This is a genomic window from Azospirillum sp. UENF 111221, assembly GCF_058780625.1.
The window spans coordinates 216,439-242,506 of record NZ_JBSNCH010000001.1; the positions used below are offsets into that span (position 1 = coordinate 216,439).

The window sequence follows — 26,068 nt, forward strand, 5'->3', positions numbered from 1 at the left end:
ATTCTGGGGCAAGTCGGCCGCTTGGCATCCGCCGGATGGTGGTGGCTCCGGCGCACTGCGCCGCGGGCGGTAGCCTATGCCGCTTACGGTCTGAGCTGGTTGCGGCGGCGAGACAACTACATAGCGGAGCGTTGGGAGGGCGAACGGTCGCTGGAGGGTACGAAGAAGATAGCACTGTTCGTCCATTACGACCGCGCAGGCATCGTCCATGACTATGTGGTCTATTATCTGCGTCAGCTGCGCCTTGCCGGGTTCGAGGTGATTTTCGTCAGCAACGCCCCGACGCTGGCCGAGCGGTCGCTCGCCAATCTGCGGGAACTGTGCGTCACCGTCATCCGGCGCCGCAACATCGGCTATGATTTCGGGGCTTTCAAAGACGGGCTGGGTGTGCTCGGCCCGCTCGACCGTTTCGATGAACTGCTGCTGGCGAACGACAGCGTCTACGGCCCCTTCCACAATCTGGATGCGATCCTGAAGCGGACCGACTCCGGACGGGCGGCGGTGTGGGGCATCACCGACAGCTGGCAGTTCGGCTATCACCTGCAAAGCTATTTCCTGCTGTTCAAGCGCCCGGCGCTGCTCAGCCCGGCCTTCGTGCAGTTCTGGCAGCGTCTGCGGTATGTCCAGTCCAAGACCTGGGTGGTGCTGCGCTATGAGGTCGGCCTGTCGCGGGCGTTGATCAAGTCCGGCCTGCGCTGCGCGGCGCTCTATCCCTACAGGCAGGCTGCGTCCGGCATCAGCGAGGCGGTGCGAGACCGCGACATGCTTTCCTCACCATCGCTGGGCCGGCGACACAAGGACTATCTGGACATGCTCACCGGGGCGGTCGACCGTGGCGACCCGCTCAACGGCAGCCATTATTTCTGGGACTACCTGATTGCCGACATGGGATGCCCGTTCATCAAGCGCGAGCTACTGCAGAAGAACCCGGCCCGTGTGCCGTTCGTGAACTGTTGGGACACGGTTATCGAGCGTTCCAGCACCTATGATCCCGACCTGATCCTCCGTCACCTTGAGGTGTCGCAGAAAGATCATTGCGTTTAAGGCCGTGCTGCCACCAGCCCAGTTGTTTCCGAGAGCCCGCGAGGGATGACGATGCACGCCCCTGTGATTGAGGCGCAAATGCTAGGCAAAGCCTATGCGATCTTCAAACGGCCGCAGGACCGGTTGAAGCAGATGCTTATGGGCCACCGGCGCAAATATTACGACGAGTACTGGGCGTTGCGGGATGTCTCGCTGGAGGTTCGCCCCGGCGAGGCGGTCGGGCTGATCGGCCGCAACGGCTCCGGCAAGTCGACTTTCCTGCAGCTTCTCTGCGGCACGCTGACGCCGACCTCCGGCCGCATCGCGGTAAATGGGCGCATCGCCGCACTGCTGGAACTGGGTGCCGGCTTCAACCCCGAATTCACCGGCCGCGAGAACGTTCATCTCGCCGCCTCGGTGCTGGGCCTGTCGAGCGAGCAGATCGCCGAGCGCTATGACTCGATTGCCGAGTTTGCAGGTATTGGCGACTTCATCGAACAGCCGGTGAAGCTCTATTCCAGCGGCATGTACGCCCGCCTTGCCTTCGCGGTGATGGCCCATGTCGATGCCGACATCCTGGTCGTCGACGAGATCCTCGCGGTCGGTGACGCTGCCTTCACTCAGAAATGCATGCGCTTCATCCACCGCTTCAAGGAGCACGGCACCCTGTTCTTCGTCTCGCACGATATCGGTCAGGTCAGCGCTCTCTGCGACACCGCCGTGTGGCTCGACCAGGGAAGCGTGCGGGCGGCGGGGCCAGCCAAGGAGGTCTGCCACGACTATCTGGCCGACCTGTACCGGCAACAGGACGACGCTGGCCGGTTCCAGATCGGCGGACGTCGGGCACCGCCACCCTCGCTGCCTCAGCGACAGGCGGAGCGGTCTCCCGGACGGGACATCCGGCACGAGCGGCTTCAGGCATCGGAGTGGTCGAACAGGATCGAGTTGTTCGATTTCAATCCGAACGCCCCGTGGTTCGGCAACCGTGGCGCAACCGTGGAGGGCGTGCAGGTCACGACGCCCGAAGGCGTGGTGCTGTCGAGTTTCCATGGTGGAGAGGATGTGGTGCTTCGCATCGTCTGCCAAAGCCACGTTGCCCTGACCCAGCCCATCGTCGGATTCCTGGTGAAAGACCGGCTGGGCCAGCCCTTGTTCGGCGACAATACATTCATCACGTTCCAGGAGGACCCGCCCGTTATTCCTCCCGGCCGTACTTTTTGCGCAGCCTTCCAGTTCCAGTTACCGTATCTGCCTGTCGGCGACTATGCGGTGACAGTGGCTATCGCCGAGGGAACTCAGAGCGATTGTGTCCAGCATCACTGGCTGGATGAGGCGTTTTTCCTTAAAGTGGTGTCAAGCCATGTTGCCCGCGGGCTGGTTGGCGTGCCTATGCAGCGCATCGAACTGAAACTGATGTAGGGAGCAACTTTTTGAGTGTCTGTTTGTAGCAGTCACACGCTGACTCCTGAGGAACGAGCCGCTTCAGGCGTCTGGAGAGGATCGAGATGAAGGCGATTTGAAGGATGGCGAGGAGATGCTCCTTCGTCCGCTCGACGATGGTGTTCAATCGGCAATATCGACTGATCGGCCATCCGATCCCGGAAACCCTCCGCCCGATCCTGAGCCACCGCCCGCCGCGTCCGGAGGGGAGCGCGACCGGAAGCCCCGCCTATTCCGCCACTTGCGCCAAGGCGAAGCACTGGCGCTCGAATTCCCGCGCGAAGGCGGCGGCGTCGCACAGGCGGGAGGTGCGCATCAGCGGACGCAAGCCCTTGCGCTGGGCCGCCAGCCCTTCCCGGTCGGCGGCGAGCGCTGCGGCCTTCCGGATGTAGTCCTCGGGGTCGGCGGCGATCAGGTCCGGCCGGCCCAGTGCCGTCAGCAGCGAGGCGCCGACGCGGGCGGCGTGACGGTCGCCCCGCAGGGTCAGCAGCGGCACGCCCATCCACAGCGCCTCGCAACTCGTCGTCGTCCCGTTGTAGGGAAAGGGGTCGAGCGCGATGTCCATCCGGCCGTAGGCCTTCAGGTGCCCGTCATTGTCGGGGACCCGCGCCAGCAGTTCGATCCGGTCGGCGGCGATGCCGTGGGCGGTGAACAGCCCGCGCACCCGCTTGCGCACCGCAGCGTCGATCAGCGGCCCGGCCTTCAGCACCAGCCGGCTGTCCGGCACCGCGTGCAGCACCCGTGCCCACAGCGCCGCGACGGGGGGATTCACCTTGTTCAGCGTGTTGAAGGACCCGAAGGTGACGAACCCGGCCTCCAGGCAGGGCGGCGGCGCCGGATCGGGGGTCGGCCCCAGCGGGCGATAGCACAGGAAGCCGCCGTCCAGCCGGACAAGACGCTCGGCGTGGTGACGGTCAGCCTCGCCCGGCGGATCGGCGACGGCGTCGGTGAAACGGGCGCCGATCGCCGGCAGCCCGGTGGTCGCCGGATAGCCGAGCCACGAGATCTGCACCGGTGCCGGTCGAAGGGCAAAGACACCCAGCCGGTTGCGGGCGGTATGTCCGGTCAGGTCGACCAGCACGTCGATCCCGTCGGCCCGAATCCGCTCCCCCACCGCGGCGTCCGATGCGGCCTGGATGTCGCGCCAGCCGTCGACCGACCGCCGGACATGGTCGGTGATCACGTCCGGCATCTCGACGTTCGAATAGGCGAACAGCTCGACCCGTGTCCGGTCATGCGCCTCCAGCAGGGGCAGCAGGAACATCGCCACCGAATGCAGCCGGAAATCCGGCGAGACGTAGCCGATGCGCAGCCGCCGGCCGTCCAGCGGGCGTGGTACCGGCGCCGGCAGGGGAGACAGTGCGCGCTCGAACCGTTCGCCCCAGCGCCGGTGGGCGGCGCACAGCTCGGCCGGCGCCAGCGGTTCGCGGTAGTTCAGCGCCATCAGCCGGTTGCTGTCGGCGCCGGGATCGTCGGGGCGCAGCTCCGCCACCTTGCGATAAGCCTCCAGCGCCTCGTCGGCATCCCCCTGTGCCTCCAGCGCCGCGGCCAGACCGAACCATGCCTCAACGTAATCGCTCCTGATGGCGACTGCCTGCCGGAAGCTGTGCACCGCCTCGCCGACCCTGCCCAGCCGTCCCAGGACCAGACCCAGATTGTTCAGGACGCCCGCGTCGCGGGGGGCGCGCAGCAGGGCTTGGCGCAGCAGCCGGTCGGCCTCCTCCAGGAAATCGGCGCTGAGCGCGGCGGTCCCGGCCAGGAAGAGGAAATGTCCGTTCTGCGGCTGTCGGGCCGACAGGTCGCGGTAGACCTCGAAGGCCGCCTGCGGCTGGCGGTGGTTGGAGAGCACGGCGGCGAGGTTGAGGCGGGCGTCGATCCAGTCGGGCCGCTCCTCCACCGCCCGGCGGAAGGCGGCGGCGGCGTCCTCGCCATCGCCGCGCGCCGCCAGCGTCACCCCAAGCCCGTGATAGGCCTCGGCGAAGCGTGGCGCGCGCAGGATGGCGGCGAAGAAGCTCCGCTCGGCCTCGGCGAGCGCGCCGCTCTGGTGCAGCGCCAGCGCGAGGTTGTAGAGCCGCTCCGGCGTCGCCCCGCCGGCCTCGATGCTGCGGCGGAACAGCGGCACCGCCTCGGCCGCCGCCCCGGCCATCGCGGTGGCGCTGGCCAGGATGAACAGCGCCTCGGGGTGGCCGGACGCATCGGCGAGCAAGGATTCGGCGAGGGCCTGTGCGCGGGCCAGATCGCCCTTGGCCAGGGCGTCGCCGGCCTCCGCCAGCTTGTCCGCCAACCTGTCCGCCGTCATGCGCCGGTTCTCTTCGTCTGCCCGTTTTCGACGAATGCCGCGAGCCGCGCGGCCACCGCCGCCACCATCTCCTCCCAGTCGCCGGCCCGTCTCTGGCGGAACAGGGTCATGGACGGGTACCAGGGGCTGTCGTCACGGTCGAGCAGCCAGCGCCAGTCCGGGCTGAAAGGCAGCAGCAGCCAGACCGGCCGTCCCAGCGCGCCGGCCAGATGCGCGACGGCGGTGTCGACGGTGATGACGAGATCGAGTGTCGCCACCGCGGCCGCAGTCTCGGCGAAATCATGCAGCAGCCCGTCCAGCGGTACGATGCCGGCCGGCAGGGCTTCCGCCTCGCCTCCCGGCCCGTCTCCAGGCCCGATGCCGCCCGTCAGGGCATCGGCCTTCTGCAGGGCGAAGAACTGGATGTCCGGCAGGGCGAGCAGCGGGGCGAGGGCGGCGGCCGGCATCGACCGCTCGCGGTCGCGGGCATGGGCGGGACGGCCCTTCCACACCAGCCCGACCTTGCGCCGCGGGCCGGCGGCGGCGGCCAGACGGTCGGCCCACAGCGCCTGCCGGGTCGGTTCGGCGAACAGGTAGGGAAGGGCGTCGGGGATGGTCGTCAGCGTCGTGCCGAAGCGGGCGGGCAGGCTCAGCAGCGGCACATGGCGGGCGAAGGGTAGGTCGTCGTGGACGCGGGCCGGGCTGTCGGCTCGCGGCACCACCCGCACCCCGAAGCGGCCCAGGCTGTGCCACAGCAGGGTGAAAAGCGGCAGTTGCGCCTCGAAGACCACCGTGAAGCCGCGCTCCACCAGCAGGGGGAGGTAGCGCACGAATTGCAGCGTGTCGCCGAACCCCTGCTCGGCGGTGACCAGCAGCGGACCGCCGACGGCCAGCGGCCCTTCGCCCTGCCACACCGGCTGGGCGAAGGGCCGGACCTGCTCGCCGAAGCCCTCCCAGCGCCAGCGCCATTCGTACTCCGCCCAGCCCCGGGCGAAATCGCCTTGCAGCAACAGGCACAAAGCGAGGTTCCAGTGGGCGGCCGGGAAGTCCGGGCGCAGTTCCAGCGCCTTCTCGTAGCAGCTCCGCACGCTCAGCGCCGGGTCCAGGCTGCCGCGGGCATTGCCGAGATTGACCAGCGCGCCGGCCACGTCCTGGCTGGACGGGACAGGCGATGCGTCGTCTCCGGCCTCACCCCCGTCAGGTCCGTGCTCCCCGGTCGCGGGCGGACGCTGCATCGCCAGGGCGAGGCCGAGGTTGCTGTAGGCTTCGAAGTAATCGAGCCGCAGGGCGATGGCCCGGCGGTAGCTGGCGATGGCTGCCTCCAGATCGCCGGCTCCCATCTGGGCGTTGCCCAGATTGTTGTGCGCCTCGGCCTCGTCGGGGTTCCCCTCCAGCAGGGCGCCCAGCCGCTCCACCGCTTCGGCGTGGCGGCCCAGCGCCTGAAGCGTCGCGCCCAGATTGGCGTTGGCCCCCAGATGACCGGGAACCAGGACCAGCGCCTTGCCGAAGATGCCGAGCGCGTCCTCGTAGCGTCGCGCGGTGTAGAACAGGCTGCCGAGGCGGTTCCAGCCGTCGGCAGCCTCCCGGGTCCGGCCGGCCTGCTCCAGCGCCATCGCCAGATTGTTCACCGTCTCCGGATTGCCGGGAGCCAGCCGCTCCGCCTGCGCCAGGAAGGCGAGCGCCTCCTCCAGCCGGCCCAGCTGCGCCAGGACGGTGCCGAGCAGGGCGTTCACCTCCGGATCGGCCGGACGGGCCGCCTGCACCGGTCCGTAGAGGGCGAGCGCCTCCTCCAGCCGGCCTTCCCGGTGATGGGCCGCGGCCAGGGCGACCGCCTCCTCGATGCGCAGCGTCTGCGTTTGCGGGGACGGGGGCGGGATCGGCGTGCCGGACATGCTGTCGCTCCGCGGGAAGGCTCAGTAGGCGATGGACAGGCCGAGATGGGGGCGGCCGAAGCGGTTCTCCCCCATGTTGGTCTGGCGGAGCTGGAAACCCCAGTCGAGCTTCAGCGTCACGTAGGGCGGCAGGCTGTAGCGGAGCCCGGGCCCCACCCCCAGCACAACCGTGTGCCGGTCGTCCCCGGCCTGGCGGTGGCGCTGCGACGCCACGCCGTAATCGGCGAAAACCAATCCCTGCAGGCTGTCGCCAAGGTCGCGCTCGCCGAACAGCCGCGCCAGGCTCGTCTCCGGAGAGCGCAGCTCGGTCGACAGCAGCAGCCCCTGGTCGCCCAGCACCTCGGACTCCGCATAGCCGCGCACGCTGGCGTTGCCGCCCAGGCTCAGCTGTTCCGACGGCAGCAGGTTGCCGCTCGACAGCTGCGCCTGCCCCCGCACCAGCCAGGAGAGGTCGGCCGGCAGCCGGGTCAGCCGGTCAACCCCCAGCCGGGCGTAGCTGTAGCGCGCGTCCGCCCCGGCCCGGCTGGTGCGGAACACCCTGTCGCTGTTGCGGTCGCCGATGCCGCCGGGGCTGTGGAACAGGCTGGCGTTGAGCGCCGTCGCACCGGACTCGTCGGGGCGCGAGGCGCTGTAGGCCAGCACCGCCTGGGCGATGTCGGTGCTGCTGCGGAACACCGAACTGCCGCCGAAATCCAGGTTGTTGTTCGACCGTTTCCAATCGACGCCGCCCTGAAGCTCATGGCGGATCGTTCCCAGGTTGGGCAGCGGCACCGCGTAGCGGGCCGAGATCTGCGAGGAGCGACCGGTCTGGTCGAAGCCGCTGCCGAGGTCGGGGTGGGTCTCGGTGTAGCTGCCGAAGACGGTCAGCGTGTGGCGCCAGGGCAGCGGCACGAACCAGCTGCCGGCATGGGTGACGGAGCGCGGGTCGCCGCCCGGCCCGCGCAGGCCGCGGTCGAGCAGGTCGGGGCTGGCCGAGATCTGGTAGGAGATCTGCTGGTCGGCCCAGAAAGCGTTGCCCCAGTTGAAGCCGGCGAACAGGCGGTCGCGGCCGGTGGCGGCGGTGCCGGTGTTCTCGTAGCCGCCGAAGACGCGGACGGGGAAGCGGTCGGCGGTGCGCAGGACCACGTCGGTGGTGCCGGGCTCGGCGCCTCGCTGGTAGACGAGGTCGGTGTGGCGGAAGGGGTTGCGGTTCAGCCAGTCGATGTCCTCCAGCATGGTGGAGGCGCGGACCCGCTCGCCGGGACGGGTGCGGATCTGCGAGGTCAGCAGGTCGTCGGAAAACCAGCGGTTGCCCTCGGCGGCGACGGCGCCCACCCGGAACTCGACGACGACGATCTGGACGGTGCCGGAGGTGACGTCCTGTTCGGGAACGACGACGTCGACCAGCGGGCGGTCGTGCTCGCGGAACCACAGCACCGTGGTGCGGACGATGTCGTTGAGCCCGTCCAGGGTCAGCGGCCGGCCGAGACGGGAGGCCAGCGCCGCGCGGAAGGCCGGGTCGTCGGGGATGTCGAGGCCGGCGGCGGCGACACCGCGGCGGTCGCTCCCGCCGCGCCGGACGTCGGAGCCGGCGGGGACGAAGAGCAGGCCCTTCAGGTCGGCGGTGACGACGCTGTCGCCGGCGGGGACCGCCGGTGCCGGGGCCGGCAGGGCCGGGGCCTCGGCCGGCGGGTTGGCCGGCGGCTGCTTGGGCGCCACCCGCTCCCAGTCCTGGGCCGCTGCCGGGGCCGCCGCCAGCAGAAGGGCGAGGGAGAGGGAGACGGGGGTGGCGGCGGAACGGCGGGTCATGGGGCGGTCTTCTTGTCGTCGGCGGTGCCGGTGGACGCGCTGGCGCCGTCGATGATGGCGACGGCCGGCTTGTCGTCGGCGCGGAAGGTGGAGAAGCTGGAGGCGGTGGCGAGCGCATTGCCCGTGCCGTCCGTGCCGGCGATGGAGGCCGATCCGCCTCCCGCGCCGGGGCCAGCGCCGGGCCGGGCGTTGGCCGGCTGGCTGTAGACGACCTGGAAGCCGCCGGCGCTGACCGACGCCTCGACCCGGCCGGCCGGTTGCCCGTTCGGCGGCGGGGCGGCGGGCGGCGGCGGGGCGACGAAGGACGTCACCGGAGCCATGACCACGCTTCCCGAACCGGCATTGCCGACCGTGCCGGACGCCGTGCCGCCGATGACCGTGGTCTGCGGCACCAGGGCCGGCGGAACCGGGGCGGGAGCCGGCGGAGGCGGAGCGACCACGACGGGCGTGGTGGGCGTGACGGGCGGCGCCACCACGACCGGCGGGGAAACCACGACGGGGGGAGACACCACCACCGGAGGCGAGACCGGCGTCACCACCACGGGCGGCGGCGAGACCACCACCGGGGGCGAGACCGGCGTCTCCACGACGGGCGGCGAGACCACCACCGGAGGGGAAACCACCACCGGCGGAGGCGGCGGAGATACCGGAGGCGGCGGCGGGGGAGGAGGCGGCGGCGGGGGCGGCGAAGACGTGCCGTTGCCGTAGAGGATCTGGTCGCCGGTCTCGGTGACCGAGCCCGGTGCGTAGGTCGCGTAGGTCTTGCCGGTGAGGACGCCCGGCGTCAGGCCGCCCAGCGTCGTGGTGGGCTGGTCGGCGGAATAGATCAGGAAGCGGCCGCTGGCGGTGCTGAGCGTTGCCGAGCCGCTGTTGTTGAAGACGCCGTTGTCGGCGGCCAGCACCAGCGCGTTGCCGGTCCCCGAGGCCGTGAGCGTGCCGCCGTTCAGCGTGATCCCGCTGTTGACGGACAGGCCCTGGTTGAGGACGCTGATCGTGCCGCCGGTGACGGTGTCCAGCGTGATGTCGCCCGACGCGCTGTTTGTCTTGCCGGCGCCCGTGCGCAGCTCGACCGACACGGCCCCGGTGCCGGCGTCGATCGCCGTGCCGCTCGCCATGGTGATGACGGCGTTGCCGGCGTCGCGCTGGGAGTCGACGACGCCATTGGCCGTCAGGTCGTTGCCGATCAGCGTCAGGGTGCCGTTGTCGGTGGTGATGTTGGCATTGACCAGGATCGAGCGCCCGGCCTGGAGCGTCAGCGCCCCGCCGTTGCCCGACGGGTTGTTCGCCGTGATCGCGCTGTTGATCGTGATGTCGTTGTTGGCCTGCAGCGTCACTGCCGTCCCGGTGTTCAGCACGCTGGTGATGCGCGAGGGCGCCAGCGTCACCGTCTGGCCGGCCGCCATGGCGTATCCCATCGACGACGGCGTCAGCATGACATAGACCCGGCCGCCGGTCCCGTCGCGGGGCGACGAGATGATGAGGGAGCCGTCGGCGGCGACGATGGGGCTATCGCTCCCCAGCCAGGCGCTGGCTTGGGAGCCGATGATGCTGTTGACCTCCGAGATCGTGCCGGAGAGGCCGCTCGTCCCGTTGCCCCAGGTCACAGCACCCGCGCTCGTCGCCGTGCCGTTGGCCCATTGATAGCTGGAGACGGCGTAATTTCCGTTGGCGAGCGTGGTCACCTGATAGCCGACACCGTCATAGGCGGAGGTGCCGACGAGGCTGTTGGCCGCGCTGATCGTGCCGCTCACCCCGGCCGTGCCGCTGCCCAGGTCGCCGCACCCGCGCCGCTCGCGGTGCCGTTGGCCCAGTTGGTGGACTGGATCACGTAATTGCCGTTCGACAATGTGGTCAGGTTTGCACCGACATAATCGCCGCTGGAGGTGCCGACGAGGCTGTTGGCGGCCGACACCGCGCCGGTGACGCCGGCCGTGCCGTTGCCCCAGGTGACGAAGCCGGCGTTGCTCGCCGTGCCGTTGTCCCAGAAGGTGCCGCGGACCACGTAATTGCCGTTGCTCAGCGGGTTGAGGATGAGGTTGAGGAAATCGCCGCTGGAGGTGCCGACGAGGCTGTTGGCGCTGGACACCGTGCCGGTCACCCCGGTCGATCCGTTGCCCCAGGTCACAGCACCTGCGCTGGTCGCGGTGCCGTTCTTCCAGGAGAGGCTCTTGACCAGATAATTGCCGTTGGACAGCACGGTGATGCCGTCGCCGACCTTGTCGTTGGCGGATGTTCCGATCAGGCTGTTGGCGGCCGAGAGTGTGCCGGTCATGGCGGCGGTGCCGCTGCCCCAGGTGACCGCCCCGACATAGGTCACGGTGCCGTTCGACCAGCCGGTGGATTGCAGCACGTAGGCGCCATTGGCGAGCTGCGTCGCCTGTCCGCCCACCCCGGCGAATCTGCTGGTTCCGATCAGGCTGTTGCTGGCGGACACGACCCCGGTGACGCCGGCCGTGCCGCTGCCCCAGGCGATCGCCCCGGCAGCCATCACGGTCCCGTAATTCCAGTTGCTGGAGCCTGCCAGATAATTGCCGTTCGACAGGGTGTAGACGCTGGACCCGACACTATCGTTGGCGGAAGATCCCACCAGGCTGTTGCTGGACGAGACGCTTCCCGTCATGCCCGTCGATCCGTTGGCCCAGGTCACCGCGCCGGCATTGGTGGCCGTGCCGCTCTTCCAGAACCGGCTGATGAGCAGGTAATTGCCGTTCGCAAGGGCTTTCGCCTCGCCGATCTGATCGCCGGCACTGGTGCCGACGAAGCTGTTGGCGGCGGACACCACGCCGGTCACGCCCGCCGTGCCGCTGCTCCAGGTTGCTGCGCCCGCCGAGGTCATCGTGCCGTTGCTCCAACCATAGGCGGCGACGACGTAGTTTCCGTTGGACAGCGGGGTGATGAGCGAACCGACCTTGTCGCCGGCGGAGCTTCCCACCAAGCTGTTTGTGGCCGATACCACGCCGCTCACGCCGGCCGTGCCGTTGCCCCAGGTCACCGCCCCCGCGCTGGTCGCGGTGCCATTGCGCCAGCTCCCGGCCATCATCACGTAGTTTCCATTGGTCAGGGGCACCATGTTGGTCCCGACCCTGTCGCCGGTGGAGCTTCCCACCAGGCTGTTGGTGGCCGACACCACGCCGGTCACGCCGGCGGTGCCGCTGCCCCAGGTCGCCGCACCCGCCGTGGCCGCCGTGCCGTTCGCCCAGCCCGTGGACATCACGATGTAATTGCCGTTGGACAGGGTGTTTATGAGCGAACCGACGGCATCGTTGGCGGTGGTTCCGACGAGGCTGTTGGCGGCGGACACCGCGCCGGTCACGCCGGCCGTGCCGTTGCCCCAGGTCACCGCACCCGCGCTGGTCGCGGTGCCGTTTGCCCAAGACGCGGACTTGACCAGGTAGTTGCCGTTGGACAGCGTTATATAGCTGATCCCGACGTAATCGCCGCTGGCGGTGCCGACGAGGCTGTTGGCGGCGGACACCGAACCGGTGATGCCGGTGCTGCCGTTGGCCCAGGTCACCGCACCCGCGGCGGTCGCGGTGCCGTTGCTCCAGTTGTAGGACACGACCAGATAGTTGCTGTTGGACAGCGTGGTCCAGCTCGAACCGATCGAGTCGTCGGCGGCGGTGCCGACTAGGCTGTTGGCGGCGGAGATGACGCCGCTGACCCCCGTCACGCCGCTGCCCCAGGTGATGAACCCGGCGTTGGTGATCGTCCCGTTGTTCCAATAGGGATTGTTGAGGAGGAAATTGCCGTTGGCGAGCAGGGTTATGTCGGAGGGATTCTGTCCGATCCTGTCGTTGCTGTAGGCACCGGTCAGGGTGGAGATCAGCGCCCCGGTCAGGCCGTTGAACAGATAGACCGCCCCGGCGTCGGTCGCCGCGAAATCGTCCTGCGACGCGCTGACGACGATGTTGCCGGTCGACAGCGCCTTGACCACGGCGCCGAACTTGTTGCCGGCCGCCGGATTGGGGTCGTTGAGCTGGAACTGCGGGTAGCCGTTGGCGGTGCTGTCGATCACGATGTTCTTGGGATCGAGCAGCAGCGAGCCGGCGCGCCCGGCCGCCGCCGAGGCGTCGCCGGTCCCGGCGAAGGTCAATGTGTCGTGCGACGACACCTCGATCAGGCCGCCGTCCCCGCCATTCAGGCCGGCCTTGGCCGACGCGGCGCCGTAATAATCGGTCCGCGTCTCCGACCACACGATGATCCGGCCGCCGTCGCCGGCAGCGCCCGTCGCGTCGGCGCGCAGGCTGGTGGTCGGGCTGATGCGGGTGGAGCCCGCCTTCAGCATCGCGCCCGACCCCTGATAGTCGCCGCCGACCCGGATCGACCCGCCCTTGCCGCCGCCCGACGCGTCGGCCGACGCGTCCACCATCGTGACGGCGCCGGCGAACAGATCGACCGCACCGCCGGTTTGACCGCCCGTCGCATCGTGCCGGCCCGAGGTGAACAGCGTCGAGTCCGCCTGCGCGCCCGTCACCGACACCTGCCCGCCGTCGGTCGCGCCGCGTGCCGACAGCGTCGAATTCGACGGCGCGATGTAGGTCTTGCCGAATTCAACCGCGACGCTGCCGCCCTTGCCGGCGGTGCCGTCGGCCGACAGCCGGCCCTGGTTCGACACCCGCTCGGCCTTCACCGTCACCGAACCGCCGCGGCGGCCGTTGGCCGACAGCGTGCCGGTGTGCATCGCCAGCCCGCCCGTCTTCACGGCTCCGGCCCCGGTGCCGGTGGTGACGGCGGTGGCCGCCACGCTGACGGTCCCGCCGTCGCCGGCCGCCGTCTTCGCCTCCACCGTGCCCGCCGTCGTGACGTTGCCGCCCGCCGCCGACAGCACCACCCGGCCACCGCGCGTCTCCACCCCGGTGGCGCGGACCAGCCCGCCATTGTTGCCGGCCAGCGCATAGACGTTGCCGCCGGCCGCCTTCAGCTCCGCCGTCGCCGCCTCGATCATCCCCGACGTTTCGACTTTGCCGCCGGCCGTCCCGACCCGCACCAGGACCCGCTCGCCGTCGGCCCCGCTCTCGCTGAGCAGCACCTCGGTCCCCGACGCCAGCGCCGCCGTTCCCTTCGGCGCGCTGATCCTGCCGGAATTCACCACCTCACGCGCGATCAGGACCACGTCGCCGCCGGTCGAGCTGATCTTGCCCAGGTTGGTGACCGTCGCGTTGCTGTCGCCCCGGAACACCAGGCTGCCGCCGGCCATGAAATGCTCGTTCAGCACGTCCATGGTGGAGGCGACGAAGCTGCCGCCGGTCACCACCACGCCGCTGTCGCCGATCACCACGCCCTGCGGGTTGATCAGGTAGAGCGAGCCGGTCGCCTTCAGCGTGCCCAGGATCTGCGACAGGTTGCCGCCGGTCACCCGGTTCAGCGTGGCGCCCGCGCCGTTGTTGACCTGGACGGTGGCGCCCTGGCCGATCGAGAAGTCCTTCCACTCGATGATGCCGCGCGCGGTCGTCTGGTCGACGGTCATGGTGGCGCCGGAGCGGCTGATGCCGCCGCGCCCCGCCACGAAGGCGCCCTCCACCGGCAGCATCGGCGCGGTCTGCGCCAGGACGGCGCTGGTGGGGAGGATGGCGACCGTGGAGAACAGCAGCACCCGCAGGGATCCGTAACGCATCGCACGCACCTTGTTCCAGGAAGATTTGCCGGTTGACTTGAGGGATATGAAGGCTTTGCCGGAGGTTCGGGACAGGCCCGGAACCCCGGCGCGGCGTGCCAGACCATGGCGGTCCTTTAGGGGGTGCAACCTAATGGTTGCTCATCACCATGTTCCATCGTCGAACCTTCGCCCGCAGTGGTTCCCGTGCCGCCGATCCGGTCGGGTTCCGGACGAACATCACGTGGGACTGCCGCCCTGTCTCAAAGTAATTACCTCATTCTGCTATCTTATAGAATTCGCTCAATGCCTGTGAGTCGGTAAATGAAACGAATTGCAACCTCTTGAACAGTTGGCTTTTCGTTATCTTTCACTATCTTTCACTTCCTTTCAGAAGGTTTCATCATCCAATTAGTTGAAAGAAATTATGTTTCTTGCTCTGCGTTCGATTCGTTCGACGCGGCTGTGCTTCGGCTGACGAATGTCACGGTTGCGTGCGAGGGATTGCAGCACCGCTCCTCTTCCGAGGATGGCGTGTTCAATGAAGCGTTGCGGCAGCCGATTCGAGGCGGTGGCTTCCAGGAACACCACCCATGCCTCTCGAAATGAGCGCTTCCTGGCGGCAGTTATTTCAAAAGGCGGCAGCTACCAGTAATTGTCTCGAAGCGGAGTGGCCTGAGCTTTTTCCAGATCGGGCTTTCGAGCTTGCCGACGCCGGAATTCTTTTTGTTGGAGACGGGCGATAAGACCGCCCTAATATTTCATCCTGCTTTTATGTTTCACAATCTTTCATTTTCCGGCTGGCGGCTAGCCTGTATGGTGCCGATGGAAGCCAGAAGTCCGGTCATCCTTGAAGGTCGAAAGCGGATCCTTATGGAGGCGAAACGGAAGGCCGCTCATCGGCGGCGTGAGGCTTTCGCCGCCGGATGGCGGGAGAGAAACTCGTGGATCGGGATGTGCGGCGCGTGAAACGGCATTGGATCGCGGCGTGCAGCCTCATCGCCCTGTGCCTGAGCCTGGCCACCACCATAGTGCGGGCGGAACCCGTGCTGGTCGACGGCCGGGACCGTGTGGAGCTGTCGGATTTTTCCATGCGGCGCGATCCGGGTCGGCGACTGTCGATCGATGACCTGCGGGGAGGCGAGGCAGGCTCGTTCACGCCGTCTTCCCGCCTGTCCCAGGACTATAGCCTCGGAATCACCCGCGACGCCTTGTGGCTGCGGACCGAGATCGAGGTTCTTCCCGCGGCCGCCGGGCGCCGCATCCTCACCCTGGCGGTGCCCAACTTCGACCGGATGGAGGTGTGGGCCTCCTGGAGCGTGTCGCCGGACCCGGTCGCGGTCCTGGGCGACCGCGTTCCGCAGTCGCTGCCGGTCCGCCGCAATGCGGCCTTCATCGATCTGCCGGCGGGGCACCACACCCTGTGGTTCCGGGGGGTGACCAGCGGCTCGATGGCCGTCCCGCTCGATCTCTGGCGTCCTGGCGCCCTGATGCGGACCGAGCAGGTCGAGAACCTGATGCATACGGCGCTGATCACCATCGTCGTGCTGCTGGGGGTCGTCGCCCTGGCGCTGGCGGTGGCGCTGACCAGCGTGGCGCTGGCGTTCTACGGCGTTTCGGCTCTTGCGGCCGCCGGACACATCCTGGCGATGACCGGCCTGGACAGGCTGCTGTGGGGGCGGCACGTGCTGCCCGGTGACAACAATCCCTTCGTCTGGCTGGTCGTCTCGGGAGCGTTCGGCATCGGGTTCCTGTTCGCGGCGCTGCCGATGCGCCGCGATGTCCGGTGGATCGCCCCGATCCTGGCGACGCCGATCCTGTTCGGTGTCCTGATGCTCGCGGTCTACGATCTGTTCATCGAGGGCGACCTGGAGCCGGACGTGATCCTGCGCCCGCGCAACCTTGCGCTGCTGATCCTGGTGACGGGTCTTGCCGCCAGCATCCAGTCCTGGCTGGCCGGCGGGCACCGGGCCGCGCGTTACATGATTGCCGGCTGGACGGTGCTCGCGGCCGGCAACGTGGTGACGGCGCTGCGCAATGCCGGCATCGTGCCGTGGGTGGAATCGACCTACTTCCTGCCGGTCTACGCGCCCATGGCCGAAATGCTGCTGTTCGGGGCGATGATGGCGGCGCAGTTGCGTCTGCTGCGGGTGGAGAAGGACAACGCCCAACGTGCCCTGGTGGTCGCCCTGCGCCGCAACGAGGCCGAACTGGCGGACCGGGTGACGCAGCGCACGGCGGCGCTCGATCACGCCAACATGGCGTTGCAGGATCGCGAAGCGCAGCTTCGCCGGACCCTGGAGGCGGTGCCGCTCGCCATCGTCATCAGCCACAGAACCCGCGTGACTCCCCTCTATGCCAACCGGCGCGCGCGGGAGTCGCTGGGGGGCAGCGATCTCTATCACGATCCCGCCGACCGCGACCGGCTGCTGACCCTGCTGGAGCGCGACGGGCGGGTGGAGAACGCCGAGATCGAGATGCTGGACGCGGCCGGCATCCGGTTCTGGGCGCTGGCATCGATGGTGCCGCTGGACTACCAGGGCCAGCCGGCCCGGCTGCTCGCCGTCAACGACATCACCAGCCGCAAGCAGCTCGAACAGGAGCTGACAAAGGCGAAGGAGATGGCCGACGCCTCCGTCGCGTTGGAACGGGCCGCCCGCGAGGCCCAGCGCCAATTCCTCGCCATGATCAGCCACGAGTTCCGGACGCCGCTGGCGGTGATCAGCACCGCTGCCCAGAACATGGCGCTGACGGCCGGGGACGAGGCCACCGTACAGCGTGTGCAGCGGATCGAACGGTCGGTGCGCCATATGAACGGCATGATCGACGCCTGCCTGCTGGACGACCGTATCGAGGGGGCGGGCCTGATGCTGCGCTCCAACCGGTTCGATCCGGCAGCTCTGCTCCGCCGGATCGTAGAGGCGGCCGAAGGGGCGTCTCCGCATCACACCTTCGCCGTGAGGCTCGACGACGTGCCGGACCTGACCGGTGACGAACCGCTTCTGGGCATGGCGCTGGCCAACCTGATCGAGAACGCGGTGAAATATTCCGGCCCGGCCAGCGTGATCGAGGTCGGGCTGCGGCGGGAGGGGCACGAGACCGTATTCTGCATCGCCGACCGGGGGCCGGGCATTCCGGAGGGCGAGCGTGAGCGCATTTTCGAGAAATATTACCGGGGAGCCGGCTCCGCACGTATTCCGGGAGCGGGGCTGGGGCTGCATCTGGTCCGCCATATCGTGTCGGCCCATGGCGGCACTGTCGGCATGCGGAACCGGCCGGACGGGGGGACGCTGTTCACGATCCGGCTGAACGTCCTGGAAGACCTGCCGGCGGATGGCGATGACGGATTCGGCTGGGGAAGCATCCCGGAGAGGGCGAAGAACGGAAATGGCTGAGACTGGAGGGCCCGCGGCGATGCTGGACGTGCTGGTTGTCGAAGATCATGCGGATCTGAGCGAGGAGATTGTCTCCTATCTCCAGGCCCGCGGCATGACCGTGCGCGCTGCCGATTGCGGCCGGGCGATGGATCGGGCCATCGCCGAGCGTCGTCCCGACCTGATCCTGCTCGATCTCGGCCTGCCGGAGGAGGACGGCGTATCGATCGCCCAACGGTTGGCTGCCGGTGTCCGGCCCGGCGAACCCGAACTCGGCGTGGTGATGATCACGGCGCGCGGTCGTGTCGAGGACCGCATTCTGGGCCTGAATGCCGGAGCCGACATTTATCTGGTCAAGCCGCTGGACATGCGCGAACTGGAGGCTGCCATCGGCTCGGTGGTGCGTCGTCGCCGCGGTCCGGCCGGCCCCGCCGCGCTTGCCCAGCGCCCATGGCGTTTGGAAGCAACGCACTGGCGTCTGATGACGCCGGGCGGAAAGGCGGTCGCCCTCAGCGACGCCGAGGTCAAGCTTCTGGCGCCCTTCTTCGAGTTCCCCGAGCAGGTGATCCAGCGGCGCGTGCTGGCCGAGCGTCTGATGGTGGACGACCGCAGCATCGACCTGCTGATTCACCGGCTGCGCCGGAAGGTGGAGGGCGAGGCCGGGGAAAGCCTGCCGGTACGGACCTTGCGGTCTCGTGGCTATGCCTTCGCCGCACCTGTCGCACCTTGAGGAAGCGAGCGGGTCCCCATTTCCGGTTCACCCTCGCCGCCGGCGTCAGGACGAGGCAGCCGTCAAAGCGGCGCTCACCCTGCCCTGGAGCAGCGGGCAGGCGGAGGGGCAGGTCAACAAGCTGAAGCTGATCAAGCGTCAGATGTACGGACGCGCCAGCTTCGATCCGCTGCGCCGTCGCGTCCCCCTTGCAGCCTGATCCACGCAAAGTGCGGGAGAACCGGAAAACGGGGACCATCTCACAGATCGGATTTGCGGCATAACCGGAACCAGAGCCAAGCTTGTTCCAGCCGCAAATCTGTCCGGGAAACCGGGACTGTCTCCCTATTCTTCGCGGAACGCTTTCCGGAAGCCGTCCTCGATGGGCTGCACGAGGTAGTGCAGCAGTGTGCGCTCCCCGGTGACGATCAGGGTTTCCACCGGCATCCCCGGCAGCAGACGGATTTCCGGGGAGACGGTCGAGCTGGCCGGGATCGACGGCGACGCGGGCCTGATAATAGGGCTGTCCGGTCCGCTCGTCCGTCACCGCGTCGGCAGAGACGCGGAACACCGTGCCGTCCAGCTGCGGTGTCGTGCGGCTCTTGAACGCGCTTAACACCACCTTGGCGGGCAGCCCGGTATGGACCACGTCGATGTCCGTCGGGCTGATGCGGGCGTCGACCACCAGGCGGTCATCCAGCGGCACCAGGTCCAGCACCGTCTCCCCCGGCGACACGACCGCCCCGGACGCGAAGCGGCGCAAGGCCATCACCGTGCCGGCCTCCGGTGCAAGCAGATCGCGCCGGTCCAGGCGGATGCGGGCGGCCGACAGTTTTTCCTCCGTCTCGGCACGACGGATCTGCACGTCGCGCAACTCCGCCGCCACCTCGCTCTGCCGGTCGTCGCGCAGGGTGAGGATCTCCTGCTCGGCCTGGGCGATGCCCTCGCGCGCTTGGGCAATGCGGTTCGCGAGGTCGCCCTGTCCGCCTTCCAGATCGACCGCCTGCCGCATCAGGGCGAGCAGGCGCGGCTTGCGCTCCAGCCCCTTGTTGACCATGTCGGCGACGGCCTCGGTCTCTTCCCGGATCAGGGCCAGCTGCCTGAGCCCGGCCCGGCGCTGGTCCTCCAAACCGGCGATCTGTGCCTCCAGCTGCGCGATGCGCTGCCGGGTCATCAGGATGCGCCCATCCAGGCTGGCTTTGCGGCTGGTGAAGATGCGTTCCTGTCCGGCGACGATCTCCGCCACCGCCGGATCGCCGGCGCCAAGGCGTTGCGCCAGGAGCGGGATCGGCGCAAGCGACAGGGCACCGTCGCGCTCGGCCAGCAGGCGGGCTTCCTGGGTCAGCAGGGAGCAGAGTTGCCCATCCAGCAGCGTCGCGGTGGACCGGGCCTCCAGATCGTCGAAGCGGATCAGGGGCTGTCCGGCGTTGACCCGGTCGCCGTCCCGCACCAGGATCGCCGCAATGACGCCGCCGTCCAGATGCTGCACGGCCTTGCGGTTGCTGTCCGCGGTGATCGTTCCGGACGCGACCGCGGCGCTGGCAAGCGGCGTGAGGGCCGCCCAGGCACAGAAGCCGCCGAAGCCCGCCAGCGAGAGTGCCAGCCCTGCGGCGACAAGGCGCCCGACCGGCGGGCGCGCCAAGGGATCCCCGGTCATTCTGGCTCCACGCTGTGCAGTTTCGGCACCGGTGCCGCAGGAGGTCCAATCCGGTCGCCCGCAGCGTCCGGTAGCGCCGGCCGGGCCGCCACCGGATGCATCGTCCGGCGTTTCAGAGCGTCCAGAACCTCGGCGCGCGGGCCGAATGCTTCGATCCGGCCATCGCGCAAGGCCAGGATGCGGTCGACCTGGGCCAGCGTGCCGGGGCGGTGGCCGATGACGACCACGCAGGCCCCACGGTCCTTCAGGGCAGTGATTGCGCGGTTCAACGCCTGCTCGCCCTCGGCGTCCAGACTGGCGTTCGGCTCGTCCAGCACCACCAGCTTCGGAGCGCCGTACAGCGCGCGGGCCAGCGCCACCCGCTGGCGCTGGCCGCCGGACAGGAAGGCGCCGCCGTCGCCGACCTGGGTGTCGTATCCCTGCGGCAGGCGCAGGATCATGGCGTGGCAGTCGGCCTGGGTCGCAGCCTCCACCACGGCCCGGGGATCGGGGTCGCCCATCCGGGCGATGTTCTCCGCCACGCTGCCGGCGAACAGCTCCACGTCCTGCGGCAGATAGCCGATGTGCCGGCCGACGTCGTCGCGCCGCCACTGGAACAGGTCCGCCCCGTCGAGCCGCACCACCCCGGCAAGCGGCGGGTGCAATCCGACCAGCAGGCGCGCCAGCGTGGATTTGCCGGCAGCCGACGGCCCGATGACCGCCAGGGCTTCTCCCGGCCGCGCGTCGAACGAGATGTTGTGCAGCACGGCCCGCCCCGGCGTCGCGCCACCCGGTTCCCCGCCCTGTTCTCCTCCGCCGATGCGGAAGGCGACGTTGCGCACGGTGAGCTGTCCGACCGGCTTTGGCAAGGGCAGTCCGGGCACGCGCCGCCGTGGCCGCAGGAAGGCGGCGGACAGGCGCCGCCAGGCGTCCCGCCCGGCGCTGACCTGCCGCCAGCCGCCGATGGCCTGCTCGACCGGGGACAGGGCGCGCCCGACCACCAGGGAGGAGGCCATCATGGAGCCGGCGCCCATCTCGTGGCGCACCACCAGCCAAGCCCCGGTGCCGAGCAGGACCACCTGCACAAGCTGGCGCACGAACTTGGTGACGTTGAGCAAGACCGCACCGCGGCGATGGGCGCGGTCCTGCGCATCGAGGGCAAGGCTGTGGTCGCGGCCCCAGCGGCGGGCGAGCCCGGGCAGCAGATGCATGGCATCGACCACCTCGGCATTGCGCAAGGCGGCCTCGGCGGTGGCGACCGCGCGGTTGCTGGCAACCGTCGCGTCGCGCAGGCAGGTGCGGGTGACCCGGTCGTTGACCAGCGCCAGGGCGAACAGCAGCAGGGCGGAGGCCACCGCCAGATGCCCCAGCACCGGGTGGAGCGCGTAGATCAGCGCGAGGTAGACCGGGACCCACGGAACATCGAACAGGAAGGCGGCGCCGTTGCCGAGAACGCTGTGCAGCGTGCCGAGATCCTTCAGCATCGCTGTCCCGTCCCGCCGCCCGAGCAACGCCGCCTCGACCATGCGGTCCAGGACCGGTGGGGCGAGGCGGCGTTCCAGCCAATCGCCGAGCGTGCCCAGCAGACGGGCCCGCAAGAAATCGAGCGCGCTCAGTAGGGCAAGGGCGCCGGCGGTGATCAGCGACAGGAACAGCAATGTCGGCAGGCTGCCGGAGGGCAGCACACGGTCGTAGACCTGCATCATGTAGAGTGACGAGGCCAGCATCAGGATGTTGATCAGCAGGCTGAATCCCGTTGCCCAGACCAAGGGGGCCCGGCAACGGGACAGAAGGCCAGCCGTGTCCGTCACGTCGACGCCATCCGGAGGGCCGGAACATGGCGGCTGTCGCACGCTCAGCCATCCTGAGGGTCGCGGGGGGCGGCCTTCTGCGAAGCCGCCGCAGTGTTGGTGCCCGTCTTCAGGGCCTGGAGCATGCTTTCGGCCGCACCGGTCGCCGACCCGGCGTCGGCCGACGCCGAGCCGTTGAACGGGCTGGCCTGCTGCGACGCCGAACGGGCGGTGAGCGCCGATTGCAGCATCGACAGGGCCGCCGCGGCGTTGGAGCGGTCGGCGGCGGGGCGCGGTTCGGCTGTGGCTGCGGCGGTTGCGGGCGTCGGCGGCGCATCGGGTTGCGAAGTGGCCTGGGGGGCGGAGTTGTGGGCGGCCTGGGAGGTCGCTTTCGCGGACGCGGCCGGTTCGGCCCCGGCGGCATAGCGGGTAAAGGCGGACTGGTAGACCGACGCGTCGAAACCCATCGACGTCAGCTTGTCGTAAGCCTTGAATTCCTTCGACTGGGTGTCGTCGGTCGGCAGCTGATCCGCGCCCTGCTGGTCGGCATACCGGTCCCGCCGGCTCGAAATGACGAAGCCCATGCTTTGCCCCATCTCTTCGAGGGCGTTCCCGCTGTCGGCGTATTTCGCCTGGGAGGCCTCGAACGCCTTGCCCGCCTGCCTGACCTGCACGGCATAGTCCGCGTCCGAGACCTGGCCCTTGCCGTGGGCCTGGTCGAGAGCGGACATGGCGGCAAGCGCGCGGTCGCCGGCCTGTCCCCGCTCGCCCACCTGACGGCTCAGGTCCGCCATTTTCTGACCCGCCTGCGCTTCGCCTGCCGTCGCCGGGGATTGCGTCATGAAGAGGTCGAACCCTGCCGTCTTGGCAAGATGGTTCAGGCCGTCGACGACCTCGTCGGCACTCATCTTGCCCGAGGTCACCAGCCCTTCCAGCATCCCGCGGGCCTTCGGGTCCAGATACTGGAAGGCATCGGCCGCGGGACCTTTGAGCGCCTTGGCGAGCTTCCCCACGGACACGCTGTCGCCGGTCGGGGTGCCGGTGCCGGCCGAAACGGAGGATGGGGTGGTGGAGGGCGCCGAGTCCGCAGCGCGCCGGGTTCCACCTGCCGAAGACAACGGTGCGGGGGATCGCCCGATATGATCGATAGACATGGTCATTTCCCCGTCCTCCGGTTGATATTCTCTCCGGCCAGATTCCTTTCACAAGATTATTAGCGAAATGTTAAAATTCCATGGTTCATAATCAAATAGCGTCAGGTCAAAAGAGTAGGAGAAAGAGAATAGAATTCTAATCGTTAGAATTCTAAGGAATTTTCAGTGAAACCCTTGTAACCATGCAATCTTCCGCATGAAAACGCGGGAAAAGATTTGAAACCAAACTAAGTTGATTAAAAATCTCTATATACAACCCTTTGGACGTAATTTATAAGCGTTACCACCGCCACGACATCGCGGCGTGTGCAAATGCAAGAAATTTTACTACCGGAAAGGCATCCAATGACGACGTGGTTTGGCGGTCCCGGGAACGATGTTCACGATGCTCTCCCGGATGAGACGACGCTCTATGGCGGTGCCGGTAATGACGATCTGCTTGGAACGACCAGCGCAGATCTCATCTCCGGCGACGATGGAAATGACACGCTGTATGGGTGGAGCGGAAACGACACCATCTATGGCGGAACCGGGGACGACCTTCTTTACGGCAACAATGAAAACGATCTGCTGGTGGGGGAGGCCGGAAACGACACGCTCGTCGGCGGCAACAACAACGATACTCTCTATGGCGGTGCCGGAAACGACCTGATCTACGGCGACGGCGGGGATGCGCTGGGACAGGATGTCCTGGCCGGCGGGGCCGGAAGCGACACCTTGTACGGTGGGGCTTACAACGACACCTATCTGTTCACCTTCAACGCCGATGGACAGGATTACATTTCCGACAGTTCAGGGGAGTACGACACTCTGAACATCGGCGGGGTCACGAACATCTCCGGCCTGGAGTTCCATCGGGCGACCTATTACAGCTCCAGCAACGATTCCAATGATCTCGTCGTCCAGCGGGTGGGGGACAGCGCCGTCAGCGAGTTCGTTTACATCGACAATTACTGGAGCGGGACGGCGCCGGGCGCCGGGCGCGTGGAGTATCTCTACGTTGGCGGAACCACTTACTGGTTCAACAGTGTCACGCAGAATCTTTGACCTTGCGCGCTGACGAAGCATTTCGCCGCTGACTTCGGTCCATTGGCGGTCATCGGTGCGATGGCCGCTTCAAAACATTCTCAAGGCTTGCCTGCCGCAGGAACGATCTGCCGGACAGGCCGCCGCAAAGGCAAAAAGGATTCAAAAATGAACGCCATTCTCAAGGGTGCCGTCGGCTTTGCGGTCGCGTCGTTCGTCTCGCTGGGGGCCGGCGCGGCTTCGGCGCAGTCCGCCGCGACGCTCACGCTGAAGGACAACACCGCCGTGTCCTTGACCTACCAGACCAGCAGCTGCGTCGGCACCCTCAATCAGTCCTGGCCGTCCTCGATCCTGGCCGGTTCGTTCGCCACCCGCACGGCCACAAGCTCGCTGACGTCGAACGGGTGCAGCGTCACCTATCAGCGGGCCGACAATGGCCGTTCCTGCCGCTTCGTCGCCACGCGGCTCCGCAGCTCGCTGACCGGCCCGTGGAATTACCCGACGGTCAACACGACCGCCAGCGGCAGCGGGATCACCTGCACCTACACCATCACCAGCGTCAGCTCGAACGGCGACTGGGCCGTGACGCTGAACGTGAACTGATCGTAGCCCGGGCGTCCGGCCGCATCGCGTGGCGGCCGGACGCCTCTCTTTTCCAAGGAGGGATGTTGCGATGATGATCTCCGGCCAGAGCGTGGCAAGCACCGCCGTCACGGTTAAAAGCGCGAAGGTCTCTGCGGACGCGCGCGCGAACGCGACGGCGGACGGCGGGGCCGCCACCGCCACCGCCACCGCCACTGCCTCCGCCACCGCCGGGGGGAGCGCGGTGAAGAAGGACTTCGCCACCGTCGCCAAGGACGCCCGTGCCGCGCTCGATGCCGTTTACCAGCAGCGCGGCAAGGCCATGGACATGCACACGTCCGGCAAGGACTGGGAAGCCGCCTTCCAGGGCATGGACCGTCGCGCGCTCTATGCCGTCGCCAGCAATGCGGGCGGCCAGTTCAGCAAGGACGAGCAGGGCGCGGCCGACTTCCTGATGGGAAAGCAGGTGGAGCAGGCGCAGGGCATCGATTCGGCCAATCCCGCCAGCATCGCCGCCTTCCAGGGAAATCTTGCGAACGCGATGAAAGCCGGGGCCAAATTCCTCGAACTCGGTCAGCGACGAGGAAAAGCAATCGGTGAACTGGGCCATGTCCCGCGCGTCGATGCAGCAGAGCCATGAAATGCTTGCGGAACGGGACGGGCAGCCGGTTGAGAACCTGGACAGCGACAATCCGCTGGTCAAGGTCATCAAGGCCGCGTTGAGCGCGGCAAAAGGCGACCCCGCCCGCGAGCGGAGCGAAGGCCGCATCGACAGTCTGGAAAGCCTGAAGAGCCAGCCCTGGGCGAAGGGCCTCGAAACGCAGATCGACCAGGCCCACCGCGCCTCGACCAAACAGGGGTCCCTGCTTGACAGCAAGGTGTGACGGAAGGGGTGTGACGGAAAAGCCGTGACGGGACTGGGCAGGGCAGGCCGCAGGAAAGCCGCTCAGGGCGGCGCGACCACGACCCTGTCGCCCACCCGCACGCCGTCGCGGATTTCCACACCGGCCGGCGTCGCCTCGCCGAGGGTGACGGGAACCTCCTCCTCGGCACCGCTCGCCGGATCGCGCCGAAGCACCGCGGGTCCTGCGGCGGTGCGCCGCACCGCTTCGGGCGGCAGGACGATGCCGGCCGGGTTGTCGTGCAGGGTGATCGACAGGGCGGCCGACATGCCGATGCGCACGGGCGTGCGCTGCTCCTCCGTCAGCGACGGCAATTCCACCCGCAGGGCGAAAGACGCGCCCGGCGCCCCGTTCTCCGCCGGCGTCGCCTGATGCGCGACCCAGGCGAGGCGCCCATGCAGCGGGCCGCCTGGAAAAGCGTCGCCGGTCACCGTCACCGGCTGGCCGACGCGCAGGCGGTTGACGTCCATCTCGTCCACGCGCGCCGTTACCGCCACGCTTTCCAGTTCGGCGATCAGAAGCAGAATCTCGGTTTCCAGTCACGCTGCTGCCGGTCTCCACGGCGGTGGCGCCCGTCTGGGCGGTTGCCGGCGGCTTCAACACCAGCCCGGATACCGGCGCCGCCACCGTGGCGCGGCCGCGCTGCTCCTGCAAATCCGCGAGCCGGGCAGTCGCGGAGGCGAGGTCCAAGTCCGCCAGGCGGCGGGCCTCCGCTCCGCCGCGGCGGAGCAGGGCGTCCAGATCCTCGCGCGCCGTCGCCAGGGCGGCGGCCTGGCCCTCCGCCTGATGGCGCAGATCCTCGTATTCCTGGCGAGGGATGATGCCCTGGTCGATCAGTGGCTTGGCGTCCCGCAGGCGCCGTTGCGCCTGGGCGGCGTCGC

General features: G+C 68.4%; 15 protein-coding genes and 2 pseudogenes. 8 read left to right on the top strand and 9 right to left on the bottom strand.

All coding sequences use genetic code 11. From position 1 onward, the window contains the following. The first annotated feature begins 21 nt into the window (after positions 1–21). Positions 22–1,044 (top strand): rhamnan synthesis F family protein, encoded by a 1,023-nt coding sequence (locus ACWPN3_RS00940; RefSeq protein WP_492242282.1) that lies wholly within the window; start codon positions 22–24, stop codon positions 1,042–1,044. Between the two features lie 45 nt (positions 1,045–1,089). Beyond that, a complete protein-coding gene (locus ACWPN3_RS00945) occupies positions 1,090–2,442 on the top strand; it encodes an ABC transporter ATP-binding protein (RefSeq protein WP_492242281.1) in 1,353 nt (450 codons plus the stop codon). Between the two features lie 250 nt (positions 2,443–2,692). On the opposite strand, the gene ACWPN3_RS00950 is transcribed toward ACWPN3_RS00945, so the two are convergent. The 5 genes and pseudogenes from ACWPN3_RS00950 to ACWPN3_RS00970 form a co-directional block, all read right to left on the bottom strand. Then, complete coding sequence (locus ACWPN3_RS00950) at positions 2,693–4,762, bottom strand: O-linked N-acetylglucosamine transferase, SPINDLY family protein (protein WP_492242280.1); 2,070 nt, start codon at positions 4,760–4,762, stop codon at positions 2,693–2,695. Further along, complete coding sequence (locus ACWPN3_RS00955) at positions 4,759–6,633, bottom strand: tetratricopeptide repeat protein (protein ID WP_492242279.1); 1,875 nt, start codon at positions 6,631–6,633, stop codon at positions 4,759–4,761. The genes ACWPN3_RS00950 and ACWPN3_RS00955 overlap by 4 nt, the downstream gene beginning before the upstream one ends. 21 nt (positions 6,634–6,654) lie before the next feature. Next, positions 6,655–8,421 carry a ShlB/FhaC/HecB family hemolysin secretion/activation protein gene (locus tag ACWPN3_RS00960; RefSeq protein ID WP_492261000.1) on the bottom strand — a complete coding sequence of 589 codons (1,767 nt, stop codon included), beginning with the start codon at positions 8,419–8,421 and terminating at the stop codon, positions 6,655–6,657. Further along, positions 8,418–10,172: a hypothetical protein gene (locus ACWPN3_RS00965; RefSeq protein WP_492261126.1), complete on the bottom strand. Its 1,755-nt coding sequence runs from the start codon at positions 10,170–10,172 to the stop codon at positions 8,418–8,420. The genes ACWPN3_RS00960 and ACWPN3_RS00965 overlap by 4 nt, the downstream gene beginning before the upstream one ends. Next, positions 10,170–14,035: pseudogene (locus ACWPN3_RS00970) on the bottom strand (beta strand repeat-containing protein); the annotation flags it as partial. The pseudogene ACWPN3_RS00970 and the gene ACWPN3_RS00965, both read right to left, overlap by 3 nt. Positions 14,036–14,979: 944 nt before the next feature. On the opposite strand from ACWPN3_RS00970, the gene ACWPN3_RS00975 reads away from it, so the two are divergent. Both ACWPN3_RS00975 and ACWPN3_RS00980 read left to right on the top strand, forming a co-directional pair. Then, complete coding sequence (locus ACWPN3_RS00975) at positions 14,980–17,409, top strand: sensor histidine kinase (RefSeq protein ID WP_492242275.1); 2,430 nt, start codon at positions 14,980–14,982, stop codon at positions 17,407–17,409. Between the two features lie 19 nt (positions 17,410–17,428). Beyond that, a complete protein-coding gene (locus ACWPN3_RS00980; protein ID WP_158285388.1) occupies positions 17,429–18,118 on the top strand; it encodes a response regulator transcription factor in 690 nt (229 codons plus the stop codon). Between the two features lie 457 nt (positions 18,119–18,575). Here ACWPN3_RS00980 and ACWPN3_RS00985 read toward each other — a convergent pair. From ACWPN3_RS00985 to ACWPN3_RS00995, 3 genes and pseudogenes are all read right to left on the bottom strand, one after another. Beyond that, positions 18,576–19,754: pseudogene (locus tag ACWPN3_RS00985) on the bottom strand (HlyD family type I secretion periplasmic adaptor subunit); the annotation flags it as partial. After that, positions 19,751–21,544 (bottom strand): type I secretion system permease/ATPase, encoded by a 1,794-nt coding sequence (locus ACWPN3_RS00990; protein WP_492242273.1) that lies wholly within the window; start codon positions 21,542–21,544, stop codon positions 19,751–19,753. The pseudogene ACWPN3_RS00985 and the gene ACWPN3_RS00990, both read right to left, overlap by 4 nt. Before the next feature lie 44 nt (positions 21,545–21,588). Beyond that, positions 21,589–22,683, bottom strand: coding sequence for a hypothetical protein (locus ACWPN3_RS00995; protein ID WP_492242272.1), 1,095 nt, complete (start codon positions 22,681–22,683; stop codon positions 21,589–21,591). A gap of 339 nt (positions 22,684–23,022) precedes the next feature. Between ACWPN3_RS00995 and ACWPN3_RS01000 the strand changes: the two genes are divergently transcribed. The 4 genes from ACWPN3_RS01000 (at position 23,023) to ACWPN3_RS01015 (ending at position 25,169) form a co-directional block, all read left to right on the top strand. Further along, the gene (locus tag ACWPN3_RS01000; RefSeq protein ID WP_199237589.1) at positions 23,023–23,724 is read left to right on the top strand and encodes a calcium-binding protein; all 702 of its coding nucleotides are present in this window, start codon (positions 23,023–23,025) and stop codon (positions 23,722–23,724) included. Between the two features lie 147 nt (positions 23,725–23,871). After that, the gene (locus tag ACWPN3_RS01005) at positions 23,872–24,306 is read left to right on the top strand and encodes a hypothetical protein (protein ID WP_109446809.1); all 435 of its coding nucleotides are present in this window, start codon (positions 23,872–23,874) and stop codon (positions 24,304–24,306) included. A gap of 70 nt (positions 24,307–24,376) precedes the next feature. Beyond that, the gene (locus ACWPN3_RS01010; RefSeq protein WP_492261001.1) at positions 24,377–24,925 is read left to right on the top strand and encodes a hypothetical protein; all 549 of its coding nucleotides are present in this window, start codon (positions 24,377–24,379) and stop codon (positions 24,923–24,925) included. A gap of 1 nt (position 24,926) precedes the next feature. Beyond that, entirely contained in the window at positions 24,927–25,169 is a 243-nt protein-coding gene (locus ACWPN3_RS01015; protein ID WP_492261002.1) for a hypothetical protein, read from the top strand. 62 nt (positions 25,170–25,231) lie between these two features. Here the strand turns inward: ACWPN3_RS01015 and ACWPN3_RS01020 are convergent, their stop codons facing one another. Further along, positions 25,232–25,666, bottom strand: a complete 435-nt coding sequence (locus ACWPN3_RS01020; RefSeq protein ID WP_492242270.1) for an efflux RND transporter periplasmic adaptor subunit — start codon at positions 25,664–25,666, stop codon at positions 25,232–25,234. Positions 25,667–26,068: the final 402 nt, after the last annotated feature.